Annotated in this window: 17 protein-coding genes; all 17 read left to right on the forward strand. The window is 36.0% G+C overall.

Annotation, left to right across the window (positions count from 1 at the left end):
• The first annotated feature begins 11 nt into the window (after positions 1-11).
• The gene (locus tag G7Y56_RS06840) at positions 12-1,385 is read left to right on the forward strand and encodes a DUF5458 family protein (RefSeq protein WP_165042159.1); all 1,374 of its coding nucleotides are present in this window, start codon (positions 12-14) and stop codon (positions 1,383-1,385) included.
• Positions 1,386-1,448: 63 nt separating this feature from the next.
• Positions 1,449-1,874: a type VI secretion system tube protein TssD gene (gene tssD, locus G7Y56_RS06845; protein ID WP_165042161.1), complete on the forward strand. Its 426-nt coding sequence runs from the start codon at positions 1,449-1,451 to the stop codon at positions 1,872-1,874.
• A 12-nt stretch (positions 1,875-1,886) separates the two neighbouring features.
• Positions 1,887-2,312, forward strand: coding sequence for a type VI secretion system tube protein TssD (gene tssD / locus G7Y56_RS06850; protein ID WP_165042163.1), 426 nt, complete (start codon positions 1,887-1,889; stop codon positions 2,310-2,312).
• Positions 2,309-3,463: a hypothetical protein gene (locus tag G7Y56_RS06855; protein WP_165042165.1), complete on the forward strand. Its 1,155-nt coding sequence runs from the start codon at positions 2,309-2,311 to the stop codon at positions 3,461-3,463. The genes tssD (G7Y56_RS06850) and G7Y56_RS06855 overlap by 4 nt, the downstream gene beginning before the upstream one ends.
• A gap of 9 nt (positions 3,464-3,472) precedes the next feature.
• On the forward strand, positions 3,473-3,970 hold the full coding sequence (locus G7Y56_RS06860) for a hypothetical protein (RefSeq protein WP_165024364.1): 498 nt from the start codon (positions 3,473-3,475) through the stop codon (positions 3,968-3,970).
• A gap of 68 nt (positions 3,971-4,038) precedes the next feature.
• On the forward strand, positions 4,039-4,512 hold the full coding sequence (locus G7Y56_RS06865) for a hypothetical protein (protein WP_165042167.1): 474 nt from the start codon (positions 4,039-4,041) through the stop codon (positions 4,510-4,512).
• Positions 4,513-4,564: 52 nt separating this feature from the next.
• On the forward strand, positions 4,565-4,984 hold the full coding sequence (tssD, locus tag G7Y56_RS06870; RefSeq protein WP_165042169.1) for a type VI secretion system tube protein TssD: 420 nt from the start codon (positions 4,565-4,567) through the stop codon (positions 4,982-4,984).
• Entirely contained in the window at positions 4,984-5,433 is a 450-nt protein-coding gene (gene tssD / locus G7Y56_RS06875; protein WP_165042171.1) for a type VI secretion system tube protein TssD, read from the forward strand. The genes tssD (G7Y56_RS06870) and tssD (G7Y56_RS06875) overlap by 1 nt, the downstream gene beginning before the upstream one ends.
• A 3-nt stretch (positions 5,434-5,436) precedes the next feature.
• Entirely contained in the window at positions 5,437-5,934 is a 498-nt protein-coding gene (locus G7Y56_RS06880) for a hypothetical protein (protein ID WP_165042173.1), read from the forward strand.
• The gene (locus G7Y56_RS06885) at positions 5,931-6,374 is read left to right on the forward strand and encodes a GPW/gp25 family protein (protein ID WP_255498665.1); all 444 of its coding nucleotides are present in this window, start codon (positions 5,931-5,933) and stop codon (positions 6,372-6,374) included. The genes G7Y56_RS06880 and G7Y56_RS06885 overlap by 4 nt, the downstream gene beginning before the upstream one ends.
• A gap of 10 nt (positions 6,375-6,384) precedes the next feature.
• On the forward strand, positions 6,385-8,229 hold the full coding sequence (locus G7Y56_RS06890) for a type VI secretion system baseplate subunit TssF (protein WP_165042175.1): 1,845 nt from the start codon (positions 6,385-6,387) through the stop codon (positions 8,227-8,229).
• Positions 8,230-8,241: 12 nt separating this feature from the next.
• A complete protein-coding gene (locus G7Y56_RS06895) occupies positions 8,242-9,153 on the forward strand; it encodes a TssN family type VI secretion system protein (protein ID WP_165024375.1) in 912 nt (303 codons plus the stop codon).
• Between the two features lie 52 nt (positions 9,154-9,205).
• A complete protein-coding gene (locus tag G7Y56_RS06900; RefSeq protein WP_165042177.1) occupies positions 9,206-10,363 on the forward strand; it encodes a hypothetical protein in 1,158 nt (385 codons plus the stop codon).
• Positions 10,364-10,368: 5 nt separating this feature from the next.
• Positions 10,369-11,301 carry a type VI secretion system baseplate subunit TssG gene (locus G7Y56_RS06905; protein ID WP_165042179.1) on the forward strand — a complete coding sequence of 311 codons (933 nt, stop codon included), beginning with the start codon at positions 10,369-10,371 and terminating at the stop codon, positions 11,299-11,301.
• A gap of 26 nt (positions 11,302-11,327) precedes the next feature.
• A complete protein-coding gene (locus G7Y56_RS06910; protein ID WP_165042181.1) occupies positions 11,328-13,211 on the forward strand; it encodes a type VI secretion system Vgr family protein in 1,884 nt (627 codons plus the stop codon).
• 2 nt (positions 13,212-13,213) lie between these two features.
• Positions 13,214-13,777 carry a PAAR domain-containing protein gene (locus G7Y56_RS06915; protein ID WP_165042183.1) on the forward strand — a complete coding sequence of 188 codons (564 nt, stop codon included), beginning with the start codon at positions 13,214-13,216 and terminating at the stop codon, positions 13,775-13,777.
• Positions 13,778-13,783: 6 nt separating this feature from the next.
• Positions 13,784-17,902: a toxin VasX gene (locus G7Y56_RS06920; RefSeq protein WP_165042185.1), complete on the forward strand. Its 4,119-nt coding sequence runs from the start codon at positions 13,784-13,786 to the stop codon at positions 17,900-17,902.
• Positions 17,903-17,915 lie beyond the last annotated feature (13 nt).

Here is a 17,915-nt window from a genome sequence, read left to right on the forward strand (position 1 = left end):
GATAAATTATAATGGCAGAGAAAGAAGCAGTGCAACAAGATGTTGCCGAAAAAGTAAAAGTGACCAAAAAGGCGAGTTCTATCGAATCGCTGGATCAGGCAATAAATACATTAGCAAAATTTGGTGGATTCAACTTCCTTGAATCGGCTGTGGACGGTATTGCAGCAATGAGTCCTGAGCGCAAAGCCAGAAAGAGAGCATTCTTAATAGAGGAAGGTAGCAAAGCACAGAGAGCTGATTTACGTAACAATATAAATCTATGGCTTGACATGCTGGCATCTTCGGCAACAATCAGCGAAATGCTTGACAAATCGCAAGAAAAATCAACAGCGGTATCACAATTACTAGCAGAAAATCAATTAGCTGCTGTAGAATCAGTAAAAGATTTAGAACAGTCTTACCGCAACGTGATGCTATTTTACAAAAATACAGAGTCTGATAAATTGACCAATATCACGATCGTAAATGCTTCACCAGAGCAAGTTACCGATCTGGACAATTCGCGTTTTATTGACTATGTGGCTAACGAATTGAAACAGAATTACGATAAGCTGGATTTACGCAACAACTATTCACTGTTGGTTATTCCGGGTTATTTAGGTGGTGCGAAAGTTATCGATAAATGGTCAAAAATTGCATACGATAACAAAGCTCAACTATATACCGATTTTATGGATTTGGACAAACCCGATGATGTAGTCGATATGTTCTTTAATGCCGGACTAGCATCGGGTGAAGCTTATAAAGCAAATACTTGCTTGGCTTGTAACTGGCTAATCGGTAGAGGTAAATATAACGAACTGGGAGAAGAAGAAGATCTGCGTGTGTCTCCTGCTGCTGCACTTGCTGGAAAAGTATACGGAACACTAATGTCTCAGATTACTGCCGGAAAAAAACATGGTGGTATCAATGAAGTGGACAGCGTGGTATTCCCTTTAAAGAAAAGCGAAATATCTCAATTAGACAAAATGGGATTAATCCCGATGGTAAACGAGTATGGCAAAGTAATGGCATTCTCAGGAAAAACATTATTCAATGGAGATAACCTAGGGTTACAAACTTATTCAGTAGTTCGTGTATTCGACTATATCATGAAAGTTTTATTCGATTTCTTAAACCGCAGAGCATTTGAGAACTGGAGCGGAAAGACTGAAAGAGATCTTAGAAGCCAAATTATCAAATTCTTGGATGGTGTACAAGGTCCGGACCGTTTGATCGAAAAATTCAAGATAGTTCGTTTCGAGCGTGATCCTAACCAAAAAGATCGTATTTATCTTGATCTTCATATAACTCCTTATTTCCCAGCTAAAAGTTTTGTTATCAAGATGGACGGAACAAAAGGCGAAGATGAAAATGCATGGAATACAGAGGTTGAACAACAATAAGAAGCATTGAGGGACTAAAACTTCCTTAATGGAGTTTTAGTCCGTGCTGAAAAAACAAAAACAATGTTTACACATAAAAGCTATTTAAGAATAGGATCAGTAACTGATACCAATTCATACAATTTATTTCGAGATGCATACGAACTTTCTCGTTGCAATTACTCATTTATGAAAAGTATCGATTTCAAGGGACAGGTTCAATCTGATACTGTAGGTGGAGTTATCGAAATAGATATTCCGACCTTGCCATCTAAAGATATAATCACTTGGGCATTAAATCCACGAAAATATGAAAGCGGATCAATTGTCTTTTGTGATGATGCTGGTATTCCACAAGAAAAAATATTCTTTGATAAAGCTGCATGTGTTTCTATGGAGATAAGCTATATAAAAACAGGGGATGGATATATGACAACATCATTGGTATTGAGTGCAAAGAAAATTTTTATTGGTGCAACAATACATGAGAACCGATGGACTAATGTGTAAAATAATATAGTTATGCTAGATAATATAGACAAATTATTCAATTTTCCTCACATTGACTCAAATGTAACGGTTTGGTTTTGCCTTGATGGCAAAGAATATGAGGTTGAACAATTTCGAATTGGGTTTAGTCAACCTACCGATGACAAAGGAGAACCCGAAACGGAGACTATGGGTGGCCAAGTGATGATAATACTTAGCGAAACTGTTCCTGAGTCAATTTATGATTGGGTACTGAAGTCGGGAATAAAAAAAAATGGACAGATTGTTTTCAAAACACAAACAAGCAACGCTCCACTTAGAGTCCAATTTTTTAATGCTTCTTGTATTAATTTTACTAGAACTGTAAATGGGTCAGGCGGTTTGCAAACCAACTTGATACTTTCTCCTGAAAGATTAATGATTAACGATGTTGAACACGATAATTTTTGGGTGGAATGAGCAATAAAAAGGAAGAATATCCGATGATTTCGGAGAAAGAATATTGGGAAAAAGTGAATAATAATGAATCTTACAAAGGTTATGTCCTATATTCAGATGGAAAAGTCACGTTCATCTTACCCGAAGTGACAGTAACATCTACCTCTTCCAATAAGGTTAACAGATTTTCTCAATTTGGTCTAAAGACTGAAATAAAATATCATGAATCCATAACTCCTTTTGTATGTGAGTCCATAAATAATGGTATAAATACAAGAAACAGACAGCTTCAAGCAGAATCTAGCATACAAAATGGACAGATTAAACGCAATGTAAAAAATCTGCTTTTGAAAAGCATAATATCCTATTACCAAGCCGAAGAGTATGCAAGACTAGAGAAAACAGGATATCTTTTTCCTATCACTAATCCGTCAATGATTCTTATAGATGTAAGTAACCCAAAAACATTTTACCAAAAAGAGTTCACAAAAATTAAACAAAAAGTTGAAAGTGAGACCCTAAAAAAAAGTGATTTTAAAGATAATGTGGCATATGCAGTCAGAAAAGAAATAGAGATGTATTTCGCGTGTTTCGATCCAAGCGATCCTAATTATATCCATTTCTGGAATGTAAAATATCACATAGGACGTCCTACTGGAGCAGAGGCTGTAATTCCAGTCTGGGCAAATCTAAGAACATCGCTAGATTCTTTCCAAAGAGGATATAATGGTGATGGAATTCAAAATTATAGCGATGGTGTAGGTTATTTCTGTTTGGCGTTGGCAGATGCTATGGTTTTAGAGTCTGGTGTTGCTGCATCTGGTGGAATGAAATCACTCGACCTGATAAGAGAAATTCCCACAGGTTCTGCTTTTTATAATTCAAGAAGTTTATATGTTCAGCAGTATTTAAAACGAAATAATTTTAATATTCATCCAAGAATTTCTAACCCTGGATGGTATGATGTTGCTAGACCGAGAGTGGGTCAATTAGATGCAGGACATAGAGGAACAACTTTTTTATCTAATGAAATATTAAAAACTGGGAAAATAGGTATAAAAAATTATAAGACGGTATATTTCAACAAAGCAATTGGTGATAAATATTTTAGTATTGGTATTAATCCTTGGACTAGAACTATTTTTCATGAAGCTCCAGGCTTTTTTAAATAATGCTCTATTATGGTAGATAAGTGTGTATTCTTATATTCAGGATATTTAATGGGTTATCTAAGCTCTGAAAATATTATTAAGTGGGCAGATAATGAAATAGTAAATGGAAATAACAATCCTGCTATTATTGATATATCATTATCAAAGGCTGACAATAATCAAATTATATCGAGCTTAAATATATTGCCGAAAGACGAGGTTTCAACCATTGTAGTGTATTACTATTCGTTATATAATACATTATTGAAAACGAAAAAGCTTAAATGGAATTTAATTGAAGAAGAACTTTATCGATTATATCAGAACAATTTCATTAATGGATATAATAATGATTTGTTTTTTACAAGGCTCGCTGATGATTATCATTTACGAAAAGATGGTTTTACAGGAAATATGAAAATGCCTGATGAACTTAATACTTTTCTATCTAAATACAATTATGACATACAGATATTTAAGAACTTAAATTTTATTATTAGAGGAGTTAACATTGCTAATGAATTATGATTTTAGAATGGATTAGGTATAGGAATATTTAAAGAAATAATACAATCCAATCTATGAAATAGAAGAATATGATAGGAATAAAACATATCAGAAATCAGGGAACTTTTGAGATTTGTATAAGTTTTTCAGAAGATTTAGGACTTGTAGCGTTGGAAGATATTTTGAAATACTTACGCTTTTCTGATTCAGTATGTTATTATATCTTTTTTGGATATAGAGAATATAATAGAAATATTGAACCATATTATAAATATTATCCAGAATTAACTTCCGACAAAGGAATTATTAGATTAAAAGAAACGGATACATCTAATACTCAGCTAATTTATAACATTTTAAATGAGTTTCAAATATGTTCGTTATACATTAATAAATCACCAGACTTAACAGAGAATTTTGATTTTGCAAAGTGGAGAGATTCAAGACAACTATATAATGGATACGTTATTACCGATATGATGGAAGATTATATCATAATCAATAAAGATAGTTGTTTACCAGATTGGAATATATCTAAAATGGGAATCCAAGCTGAGATTTAAATAAAGAAAAAAATAATTAAAAGCATTAAATATAAAATACCCTGATTAATATATGGACGGTAAAGGCATTTTCAAACTTCGTAAACCGAAAGAAGACAATATTCAAAATCTTTATTTCGAGAACTACGACTTGCTACATTGTGAGTATTCCTTCGATAAAGGCATTACCAAACAAGGGAAAGTCCGCACGGAAGTACTGGCAGGAAATATAAGAATTGCACTACCAATGCTACCCACTGCCGAATTATTATCATGGGCGTTTGACAGTGGTAAAAAATATAATGGGGAAATAATGATTCACGATGCTCATGAAGAATCGGTAGATAAAATTTACTTCGAAGAAGGACGTCTAGTGGGTTTAAGAATGCATTACGAACCAAACGAAGATAAGGAAAATGTTATTCTTTTACTTTCTATTAATGCCCAACGTATGATTGTAGGCGATGTTGAATATATAAACCGTTGGAGCTGATGGGATTCTTTGATCGTTTCAGAAAAGGCAAACTCTTCTATGGTAAGAATATGCCTGTTATGGTAACCGAATTTCGGTTCATGAAGAAGAAATATATACTGGAAGAATTTGATTTGGAATTCAGACAGGATGTTAATGACAAAAATAAACCAGACAGCGATACTTACGGGGGAATTTTGACACTAACAATCAGTGAGGCTCCCGATCAATGGATCAATTTATGGATGATGAATCCCCACGAAAAAAGAGATGGAGAAATAAGATTTTTGGCAAATGAGAGTAAAATAACAGAAGGGGCTTCATTAATCATAACTTTTCAGGACGCTTATTGCATCAGTTATCATAAGACCCTGAATCCGAAAGGAGCAGGAACATTGACAACCTTGATTATTTCGCCTCACAAAATAAAAGTGGGGAATGAAGAATTTGAAAACAATTGGAAAAGCTGAGATATGATTAATGACAAGGAATATACAGTAACGGATTTATATCTACGACTCAAATTGGATATATGGCGTTCGGGGCGCGTAGCCAGATGGGGACATGTCAAGAAAGTAGATATCCAAAAAGATAATTCTACTAGTACTGCATACTATATTCCTAAACCATTAAACAGTTATAACTCTTTTTCTCTTGCAAAACAATTGGCTACGGGATTATACTTATTGGATTTGCATCTTGTTAAAAGGGATGTTTGGAATAAACAGCTTGTATATATTGCAATTATAGCCATATGTAGAAGTACGATGGCACAGATTCAAACAATACACTGTCTTCAGGTAACGAATTCATTAGAACTAGGAATATTCCGTAACCTAATAACAGATAATCCGGCACAGGCATCGATGAGGAAACGCAAGTCTCCTTTCAGAGTTAGCAAAACGCCGAGAACATTTAACGCCAGTCCTATAAACGCAACGCCAAGAAGAAACAGAATAGAAAACAGATGAAAAAAACATGCTATAAATTGCCAATCAGATTTGATTCCATTATCGATGGAGCCGGTAGCGAGATGCCTATGTGTACAGAACAGGAATCTATCGACCAACATATCGGGCTGTTGTTGACCACTTGCCCCGGGGAGCATAGATTCAATAAAAGTTTTGGTTGCGGGATATGGGATATGGATTTCGAGCGTGTTGTTTCGCGAAAAAAGTGGGAAGAAGATTTCACCGGGCATATATTATCGGCTGTAAAGAATTTCGAACAACGCTTAAAAGATATCACTGTTTCCATTCATATCACTGAGGTAACCAGAGAAGATATGGTTATGAAAACAACAGCGATCAAGAAAAAGGTAACAGTTCTTCTTAAGGCAAAACTTGTATCGACAAATGAAGATTGCGGTTTCAAATATAATTTATTTTTAGGTCCTCTATCAACCGAGTAGCGAGAAAAGTATGATGAATTACACCCCATATATAAATAAACAGAGTATAGAGAAACGTATGCTCAAGCTGGCAGCAAACCATCTCGGTGTTAGTCAGACTGAGTTGCTAGATCCTGTTGTGAACTTGTTTTTAGAATCTTTATCAGAAGAAGTATATAAGATATCTGGGGAAATAGAAAATATTGAAAACCGTATATTAAATAAACTATTTGGAATTCTCACTCCTGGAATTGACGTTATAGCCAAACCTGCACACTGTATATTACACGCCTGTGCACAGAACAATGCTCTTAGGATAACTACCCACTCCGAATTTAATTATTCGGCTAGAGGCAGCAAAAAACAATTTTCATTCTATCCGGTGTGTAATACAAATATTTATAATGGCGAAATACGATATTTTATCCATAAGGGGTTAATGTACAGTATGGATCAAGATTTATCCAAAACATTCTATGCCCGTAGTGACGAAAAGAACAAATTCGATGAAAATACCTTTTGGCTTGGCTTAGAATTGGACGATAGTATAGACAATATTTCCGGTCTATCCTTTTATTTTGATCTTCATGGCATCTTTAAAAAAGAAGAATACCTAAACCTACTTCCTTATGCAGTATGGACAATACAGGGCGAGGCAATCTCCATGAATAAAGGAATATTATCTTTGGATGAAGAATATGAAAATGACACACAAAGCCTATTTACTCAGTTTGATTTATCCCATCAAATAAACGAATCGGTAAAAAAGCATTATAAAAACCGATTTCTTACTGTCGCCGAAAATTACAGTATAAAAGACAAGAGAGAGATTCTTCCCTTTGAATTACAAACATATTTCACAGAAGAAATTAAAATAAAGCTGAAAAAGCCACTATTATGGATAAAAGTGTCTTGCCCACAAGGATTTACACCGGATGTTATAGAATCGTTACAGTCTAGTATCAATGCATTCCCTGTAGTCAACAAAAAACTTGTATCCTCAATAAGAGAAGTAAAGAAATCCGTACCTGTAATACCATTGAAAACATTTAGTAACGAATCATTCATATCAGTTTGCAATGTGAGTGACTCTCAGGGAAAGCGATACTGTGATATCCCCGTAAATGACACTCAAATTACTAGTTATGGAATATATTCACTACGCAGAGGTGGGTATGAGCGTTACAATAATCGGGATGCTACAGAATATCTGGCAACTATCACCGATGTACTTAACAGCGAGATTTCATCATTCTTTAAAAATAAAAATGATATAAAAAGTGATCTAAAAAAGATACAGGTTGAAATTACAGAACTGGTAAAACGGCTTGAAAAAACACTTTCCGAGTCCAAAGAACGATATGAAATAGAAACCTATCTGCAAGTCAATCCCGATAAGGAGAATGAAATCTATTTTGTGGATTATTGGATAACCGAAGGAGCGCAGGCTAATAATATAAAGGCGGGAATGATATTTAATTCATTATCCGGCTTACCAATACAAAGAAGCTCAATCATTACACTATGCCCTACTATTGGAGGGAAATACGCCCCACAGGGAGAAATGAAAAACAGTTTGTATAAAAAAGTCTTAACGGAAAATAACCTACTCGTTACAGATAATGATATAGAAGAATTTTGCCTGCAAGAGTTTCATGAATCAATTTGTGAAGTGAAAGTCTGCCAAGGAACGATGAAAAGTGATAATCCCATAAATGGTTTTATCCGCACCACGGATGTATATATAAAACCCCATAAAGATATGGAAGAATATATAGGAGATAAAAATGAAGAATATTTTAAACAAATATTAAAAAGAAAATCCCCGGCAACCTATAATTATAGAGTGTTTATAAACAAGATATTACCTAATTAAGAAAATATAAGGATGGAATTGTTTTTTGGAAAATTCGTATTAATGTACTTATTGATGCCCATAATCGGACTGATACTGGGAGTCGTGCTACTTTTTGTTGCCAAGAAAAATAAGTTACTAAGCAACAAAAAGGTCATATTTTATTTCCTTTTGGCCTGTATTATACTCATAGCCCCGGCTTTACTGGGATTCATCGATTATTGGTTCATGCCTTATGCCTATATTGGATTAATGGCACTATACTTGATTCTGGGATATTATAATCTGGTCATTCTAGAAAAAGTAATAGACGATTTTAAAGAAAAGCCTTATTTTGTGGAGTTTCTGATAGTCTTTATCCTTTTGCTTGTTAGTGCTGCGTTTTTCTCGCTGGTATTCAATCTATGTAACGAACTACAATATGGATTATGGGCATGTACCTGTCTTCTACCCTTTATTTTTCCATCTTTATTCTTGAAAACATATCGAACTTTTATGGATATCCCACTCGAAGTCTATCTTATATGGTCATACAATAAAGAATCGGGAGTAATTACAGAAGATGACTTTGACAGCAGTAAGGTCATTGTTGTAGAACTGGAAATATTTAAACAAGTTTCAGATACTGAGCCTTTAAATATCAAAGCCAAATCTTCCGAAATAACCCCTTTCGGCCCTTGGTTCAAAACCTTTATTGATGATTACAATAAAAAGTCACCCTTAAGCCCAATTACGTATACTGATAGACAAAGTACTTATGGATGGATATTCTACGTAAGCACATCAGTTCTTGGACGCAAAAGGTATATTGACCCTAACCTGTCATTTGCCAAGAATAAGATAAAAGAGGAAGATGTCATTATTGCCAAACGCGTTAAATATCAAAAAAACACCTCTGATGAAAAAACACATGAAAATACAGCGTTCGATAGCGATTTTGGATAAAACAGAGATACAGATAATATAATGATAATAGTAACATATAATATAAAGGTTGATGAAAGAAAATAGATATTGGCTGGCGAACTGGCAGGCGAGCATGGGCATTAATTATACCCATCTCCAACAAATGGAGAACTATTTTATCGAACGTTTAGGCGATAATCTGGCTACCCGTTTAAACGGATTTAATTATGGTCTTTTACCATCACCTGATAGACGAAGTGAATCCAGTGAGTTTGATATAAGTGAAAGGATAACAGGAAAAGTCGAGATAAAACTAAGAAGTTGTAATGCCATTACCATCGGAGGGTACAGAATATCTTACAATCCGGGACATTCGGATTATATAATGTATACACATTCGTTCGACAATGAACAAGAACAGGATAATTCGGGTTCGAGACATTGGGATATTATTCTCTCGATAGACCCTTTCGAACGTATTCCAGCAGGTTCTCCTAATGAAAAGGATAACCCGCCCCGACATCCCGATGTCACCGAACATTATCAGCTTTCTATTGCGATGCAGGGGCAGATCAGTTATGATCAATTAGGTATGTATCATTTAGTAATAGGGCGTATACGCCAACATGGAGGACGTTATGAAGTCGATACAAGTTTTATACCTGCATGTACCAGTATGAGTAGCCATCCCGATTTGCTAAGATATTATGAAAGCTTTGGTGTTTGTATGAATGATATAGAGAGAGCTTCTAAGATTATCATAGCCAAAATAAAGAACAGGCCGCAAAATTCTCCGCTTGCATATCATATAAATACCATGTGTGAAAACATGATGCGTTACATCGCTTCTATCTACTTTCTGTACCGTAATACAGGACGCGATGCACTTCCGGTTGATATAGTAAATTATTTCTCTACATTAGCTCATACCTGTTTTATCAGCCTGAATTTTATCAGTAAAACAGAAAAAGAGGAACTATTGAAATATTTCTACGAATGGAGTGATGTTACGCCGGGATCTTTTGAAGAATTACTGGCAAATACACTTAGTATCATTTATGACCACAACAGTATACGACCAGTCATGATACAAGTAGAATCTTTCATGCGAATTATATCTGAATTATGGATTAAGCTGAGTACACTTGAATATGTAGGACAGCACAAAGAAAATATTGTCGTATCAGAACGGATGTACCAACAAGAGACTAAGAAAAATACTTCGGGTGGCTGGACTATTTTAGACTGATCAGTATGAAAAAAGAGAAATTATCCAATATAAACAGCATTGAGTCAGATTTCAGGGCAGAGGCGATAGCTTCCGGACTGATAAGCAATACTATGGATGCGGATAAGGTTCTGATTATTCGACATAAAGGGGATAAAAGAGGTGTATCTAAAGATATTGAAAAAATAGGAAATTATTATTCCAGTTTCGATATGATGAAATACTTATCTATTTACACCAACAGAGAAAGTATTTACGATTCATTGCCTGAAGGACTATTCCATCAGCCATCAAATAGCAAAAGCCAGAAAACAAAGGATGATATCATCCATGAAATAAGAAGCCACCGGAACGAAGAATTGATCTCCAGAAAATTTTTCCAACCTTTTGAAATGGCTATTGACAAGATATTGGTAGATGCGCAAGCCTATGAACAAAAATTCGATAAAGCTTATTTATATAGTAATCTGACTGATATATTAAAGCAACAATGGACAATAGTAAAACACTTATCGACCAGACAGGCATTACTTTTTATAAAAATAATACCCATATTATCAGAGGTCTCCCGAGACTTGGATTTAATAGCCAGAGTTATGGGTTTAATACTCGATTGTCCTGTAAGTATATGCGAAGGGGGAAAATCTAAACTCGAACTGGCTCCTGAAAGAAAAGTGAAATTGAAAGAATGGAGTTTGGGCATAAATTCGGTATTGGGAGATAGTGTTGAATATGAGAATCCCGATTTAGTAATTACTGTCGGACCAATAAACCTTGACAAGATGAAGCTGTTCGAATCGAAGAAAAAAAACGATTTAATACTGAAGGAACTCATAAACCTGACAATACCTTTTGACCGTAATGTGATAATCAAATATAAGCTACACGAAAGTGAAACTAAATTTCGCCTATCGGGTAAAGATCACACTGCATATCTAGGTATTAATACAACTTTATAATTAAACAACTCATAAAATAAGAAGTTATGGCAACACAGAATTTAATAGACGAAAAACATATTACCAATGCTTTAGTTTATATCGAAGGAAAAGAACTCGAAATCGTATCGCTTAATCTTGACCAGGCATTCGGTCAGCACCATAAATTTGTTGTGGTATTGGATTATGACGTAATGAAAAAGAGTTTCTTAGGCAGTCCTTTAGAGCAAATAGCCTTAATCGGTAAACAGCTCGACATAGACTTGCAACAAGGTGATGACAGTGGAAATGCCTATGAATTCAGGGGTGTCATTGACAATGTTTATAATGAGGGACAGGAAGGAAAACACGGGTATCTGGTTATAGAAGGTTCAAGTACAACCATTCTGCTGGAAAGGGGTAAGCGTCTTGACATTTTTGCCAATATGACACTTCAGATGGTATTTGAAGAAGTCACTGACAGTATAAAAAATAATACTCTATCTAAGGTTAATAAGCCGGCGCACGATGCACCCATAAACTTTCTGATGCAATACTACGAAAGCGACTGGGAGTTTTTACAACGCATATCGGCCATATCCGGAGAAACTCTCTTTTATACAGGTATGGATCTGGTATTCGGACAGTATAAAGATTGGGAAGCAATGGAAGTAATGTACGACAGGGAGATTACCAACATTCGATTTGGTTCTCGTTTATTACCTAACACGTTCACTAAATATCAGTATTTAGCTAGCAAGGACGATACCATCAAGCAGGAATCACCGGATACGATAGAAAATTCGAATGAATTTATTGATATGGCTGCACAAAGAGCAAAGGACTTGGTAACAGACCGTCCGACACTCCTACCCTCTTGCATGGCTGTCGAAGATAAAGGTGTTTTAGATGAAATGGTTATGCGTAGCAAAACACAAAATGCCGCCCGAACAATTTATATCGAAGGTAAAGCCAAAACTTGTGCACCGCGTATTGGAAGACTTCTTAAGATACTGATGCCCGAAGCCATGTCAGAAAGCAGCGAACTGGGTACTTATCGAATAGTCAGAGTGAAACATATAATAGATCAAAATCATAGATATAGTTGCGAATTCGAGGCGATCCCTGCCAGCCTGAAATTCTTCCCTGTTGCCGATGTAAAAATGCCTGTTGCTAATTCAGTTAGGGCAACCGTCATTAAGAATGACGACCCGGATAAACAAGGACGTGTTAAAGTGGAATTTCCTTTTGCCCAGGACAGGGTAAGCGATACATGGCTGCGTGTAATGACACCTGATGCCGGAGGCTTGGCCGGATATGGTAATAAAAAGACAGGAATTGTTGAAAAAAACAGAGGAATGGTCTTTATTCCTGAAGAAGGAGATCAAGTAATGGTCGGCTTCGAATTCGGCGATCCGAATCTTCCATATGTGATGGGCAGCATGTTTCACGGAAAAAATACTGAAGGCGGTGGTAATGATAACAATATTAAGAGCATAATAACCAAAAGCGGACATACTATCGAATTTGATGATGCTGATGATACAGCTAATATAACAATCAAGGATGCTAATGGTAATATCATACGATTGGATACTAAAGGTCAAAATATTGAAATTACAGCTTCCGAAACAATTACCCTCACAGCTAAAAATATTAAAATGGAAGCTTCAGAGAATATCGAAATGCGAGCCGAAGCCGCAATAAAAGCAGATGCAATGGCCGAAATCCATATAGGGGCACAAGCTAACGTAGATATAGCGACCGAAAGCGATATTCAGATAAAATCGGTTGGTTCAACAGATATTACAGCTAAAGTAGATATAAAGATCGAGGGGCAGTCAGCAAAGATTACGAGTGCTTCCGATATGGAAATATCTGGAACGGATACGACAATAAAAGGTCAATCGACCAAAGTAAGCGGAGCTAGTCATAAAATAGAAATTGTATAGTTATGGGAGTACCAATAGTTGTTGTGGGAAATAAACATATCTGTCCAATGTCTGACGGTCCTAAGCCCCACGTTGGCGGAACTGTTACAAAAGGAGTAGATGGAGTGACTATAAACGGCATACCTGTTGCTATCAAAGGAAGCAAATGCGTTTGTACCGGAAGTCCCAAACCGAACTCTATCACGATTGGCAGTCCTGGAGTATTTATCGATGGAGAACAAGTGGCTATCGTAGGAAGCATGACCGAACATGGTGGTGTTATACTAGATGGTGTTCCCGGTGTAACCATATCCGGCGGATTCCCGATGAGTGCCGAGAATCCGGAGAATCCGGTGCCAAGAGTATTCAATCTACAATGGAGAAAGGAAAGTACTGTTATAAGGGATAGTGATTATGAGAAAGTAGTAATTCTTTCGGCAGATACCGTGGGTTATGAAGATGGAGACGAAGTTGTTCTTAAGATTTATAAAGAAGGAAGCGACGAAATAATTGATGAAATCAAGGGAATTGTAGAAAATGGTCGTGTAGAAGTAGAATGGGAAACTAAAAAAGACGAGGATAAATAGAAAGATATGAAAAATTTAATATTTACCGCACAAGGAGATAAAAATGAATCTGTGAGAGGTCCCGAACTGAAAATTTTGACAGGGATAGTACGTATGCGCTTCCTATATCGATGGGGACTTATTTTACAAGACAAGAACGAACTGGCTAAAATGCCTTACGTATCTTATCACAATAAATCCTCGTTGGACATTGCGGATTCAGAGTTCAACTTTCTTCCTCAAATACCGAACTATAAATGGGTACGTAGACCAATAAGGAATGGTTATCTGTATGTCTTCAATGCTGATGAAAAGAAAATGTCGGAATATTCGATTGTCGATGGAAATTTGGGGCCCATTGCAATTGATCTTATGGAATATAAGGCCAATAATGCCAAAACTGATTGGGATAAAAGATCGTCCAATAACCAAGAATACAATGATCTCTGGCAAAATAATGAGTTTGATAAAAAAGATAATAAACTCTATAAAGCAATGTTTGCCTATTCCGAACATCAGTGGGCAATGAGTTATATAGAGACTCTTTTGGATGACAAATATGAAAAACTTCGGGATAAAAGGTTCAATGATATGGATTTACAAGTCTATTACGAACACTTTAAAACAAACCCTAACACAAAAGAAAATCCATTTGACGATGAGGTGGTTGCTGAACATTTCTCACTAGGAGATCATTTCAACTATTTTATTAAAACAGGAAATGAACATAACAAATGGGAAGAACAAAAATTTGGGATGAATACGATAACTAATTTCTTAATAAGTGATAGACAGACTATGTCGCCCCCTCCAATCACGTCTACAGAAATAATTGTTAGTAACAACCCTGAGTTCAAGCAGATAATCATACAACCAGCCTCTGATGCAAATAACAGTAAGCAAAACAATTCGAATGATTCGAAAAATAAATTAAAACCTATTTATGTTCATGCTACACTTCACGATCCGCTGGGGGCAATCGATGATATTGCAGAAGATCTGGGAATGGAAAATGCAACTTTCGATTCCCTAATAGCATCTCTCAATACCCAGCTATCACCTGATGAAATATTAGAAAGTGCTTTGCAGGAATTAGGAGCCAGTAAGGAGGTACCCCTTAGCGATGAAAAGAAAAAAGAAGAAAGCAACGAAGAAAGAGAAAAAAGGGAAGAAAAAGAAATCCAGATGGCTGTAAACAAAGCAATAGCCGAAGAAAGAAAGAATGATCCTGTAAATGAAGATTATCAGAAATTATTTACATCAACCCTCCTGCTTTACAAAATGTTTTACACTCCAGAATTTGAGACAATAGCAGAAGTAGATGAGGATATAAAAAAGTTCGAGAAGGAGCAGAAACTTAAACCAGGAGAACTATGTAAGAAATACAAGAAATACAGAGATTGTCTTCAATATGAGAAACTCACCAAAATACTAGCCGTCAAAGAACGGGAAGAACATCGCAATTCTATCTTAAAATTAAGAGACTCATTAGGAACAATGATGAAATGGTTAGATTCTCAAGTCGTATTGTTCGATTATATGGAAAGTATCGATTTTATTATTGCTCAAGGTAAAAGCAGAATGGCAAGTATAGCTATTCAGATGTGTAATCCCATCAGGGGAAAAGACCGTCATTTAGATATAGAATTTTCCGAAGAAAAAGAAAAGGAATTCGAAGATCGTGTTGACGAATGGAATCCTATCATATTTAAGTGTGGTTTCAAAGAAAGCGAAGATGAGAAAGATGCCACTCTCGATACCTTCGATTTCGACAGTTTAGAAAGCCAGGGATTGATACGCGCACTTATGAATAAAACAATAGGTCACAATGAAATACCCCCAGATGAGCGACGAGCCTACGCAAAAACTATTGCAATAGCTATCAGCACTTATGTGTCATGGTATAAATATCTGGATACCAAAATCAGAATGGACAGATTCTCTATACAAAATGAGATAACAGCTAATCAGGGACAGATCGATGAAAACACTCAAGCCCGGGACAATGCCCAAAGAGATGTAGATGCATCAAACCGACAAATAGAAAAAGCCCAAAATAGAAAAAATAAGACTCAAGCCAATATTGACAAATCGGCTGAAGGCAAAGTATTGAATCAGAAGAAGCTGGCTGATCTTCAAAAGCTTGAAAAACAGTTTTTGCAACAAATGCAAAATAATATCTCTGCCAATAACGATGGCCGTAAAGCAATTGAAATCCGCGACTTAACGCTCGAAGACATCGAAAATGACATATCAAAAAACAGTGTCTATGCCGAACACTCGTCTCGTAAGAGCGTATCTATTTTTGGAAAACAGATAGAAGAATATAACAAACAGATATCCGAAATCGAAGAACAGAACAAGAACACAAATAAAGAGATAGCAGACAGAAAAGCCGAAATCGAGAGATTAGAGAGAGAAAAAGTAAAAATTACAAAAGAGCAAAAACATACCCGAAATAAAGTAAATCGAGCAGATACAAAAATAGAAAATAAAAATGAGTCTATAAGGCAAATAGACCACCAAATAAATGGACATAATGAGGTAATAAGACAAAGGCAAGGTGAAATCAACACTCGTAATAGCCAACTGAATGAACTGAACGGGCATAGGGCACGTCTAAATGCACGCTATAACGAAATAAAAGGCGTCAAGGTCAAAGGATTTTTTTTCCGAAAACCTACTTTCGATGTCATTGGCGACGTATTCAATTCGGCGGAATTTCAGGGTGCCATGCTTATCTTGTCGGTTGTAAGCCTTATCGATATATATGTAAAGATAAGCAAAGAAGATTCGGTCAAAGCTCGAGACTTGACCGCTGCAACGGGGCATATTGCCGATTTTGGTAATATTGTTTCTGACATTGTGGGCTCACTCAAAAGGCATCAGGTCAAATCATTTTCGAGCCGGATGGGAATAAGTCCAAGGTCTCTTATCAGGGGAGCAGCAAAGGTCTCCATAGCCTTTAGCACTATATCTGCCATTAGTGGGACCGTAGGTGCTGCTATGGATATGCATGCCAGTATAAAGAGAGAAGACCAAAACGCTACTATAGGAAATTGTGTTGCTGTCATTTTGGGTACCCTTTCGTCGCTGGCTTCCCTTACACTACTGATGGGTAGTTTAAATATAATCAGTTTATCGGCAGCAGCAATAAATACATTGGTACTCTGCAATGTCTGGGGCATGCTACTAATGGTTGCTGTACTCATTATCGTTGCCTTGATTTGCGACGACGATTTCCAGTCTTTCCTAAGGGCCACCATCTTCTCCGGTGAAAGAGAGATACCCAAGATCGGAGACCTTACCCCCTACAAAGTAAAATACGAGCTAAGCTCCAAACGAAATTACTATGCTAGAATCTATGAAGAGGATTTATACAATTTTAGTTTCGAAGCGGATAACAAAGGTGGCAAACGGGAGAAAAAGAAAAGAGGCGTTGACCTCAGAGATTTCGACAATATGCTTGCATGGATATACAACCTTATGACTGGTTTTTCAGGTTTGGTAAACCTCCCTGGATACGATCATTATAATTTTAAATATTTAGATCATAAAATGATGTATCCAGGTGCTGTGAATTTTGATTTAATATTTGGTGGGTATAGCAAGGAAAATAGTGATTATGAACAAATATTTGAAATTTACCCAAGAGGTGTCATGGACTCAAATATGAATGAATTCAAGCCCATCCTGTTGAAGCCTTCAAAGACGCGTGACGATGAATATCATAAAAAAGTTAATTTTATGAACCCGAATTTAGGATGGGGGATCGATTTGCAATACCCCCTTAAAGATATAATGGGGGATTTAAAAGAAAAAGAACAATTAACAGATATGACCCGTTATGTTTTATTTTTTAGGATAATTATCAATAAAGGAACGGAGCTGAGCTGGCCTTACATGCGTTCTGATGAAAAAGAACCTCTGTATATTGCATTTTCAGAGATTATAACACGCTCTAAAATAAAAAACACAAGCCGATTCTTTAATGTAGAATTCTATCAAAAACTATCGTTATATTCAAGCAAAGATAGGGGAGCACGTTTTATGGTACAGGACAAAGCAATATTGATAGGAAATTATAATGAAATACTGGATCAAATAGAAGAATGGGAGAATCGTTATTTAAATGGAACGAGATAAATAAGAATAAATA

Source organism: Dysgonomonas sp. ZJ709 (genome assembly GCF_011039195.1).
Taxonomy (GTDB): domain Bacteria; phylum Bacteroidota; class Bacteroidia; order Bacteroidales; family Dysgonomonadaceae; genus Dysgonomonas.